1 pseudogene is annotated in these 401 nt (G+C 61.3%); it reads left to right on the top strand.

Going from position 1 to position 401, the window contains the following annotated elements:
* Window positions 1-140: 140 nt before the first annotated feature.
* Window positions 141-401: pseudogene (locus tag ACTFO6_RS17835) on the top strand (hypothetical protein); the annotation flags it as partial.

Raw genomic sequence — 401 nt, 5'->3', positions numbered from 1 at the left:
AGGCGGCACGGTGGTCATGGTCACCCACGATCCCGAGCTAGGCCGCCGAGCCAGACGGAAAATAGTCATTCACGACGGCAAGATTCAAGAGGAGATTTCGGATCCGTCCGCTTGAGACCTGGGCGAGGAGAAATTATCCGATGGACCGCGCGCCTGAAACCGTTTCTTTGCCAGTGGGCAACCCTCGCCGGCGCCGCCGTTGGGCTCTTTTTGCCGCCGCCCTTGCGGCAGCCGGCGCGCTCGTCGGCGTGGATTTCCTGGTGGGTTATTACCAGGAACGCCTGTTGGCGCAGCGCAAGGAGGCTAGAGCCAGGCTTGAAAGGCTCGCCTGGTTTCATCTCCGGGCCGACGTTCAGGACATCACCTACACTCCCGAAGGCAAATACCGAGTCGTGCTATGG

The sequence above is a fragment of the Pelomicrobium sp. G1 genome, from assembly GCF_051905455.1.
In the GTDB taxonomy this organism is placed as follows: Bacteria; Pseudomonadota; Gammaproteobacteria; order Burkholderiales; family UBA6910; genus Pelomicrobium.
Note: the sequence above shows the minus strand (reverse complement) of the source record. Positions and strands in the feature narration are given on the sequence as shown.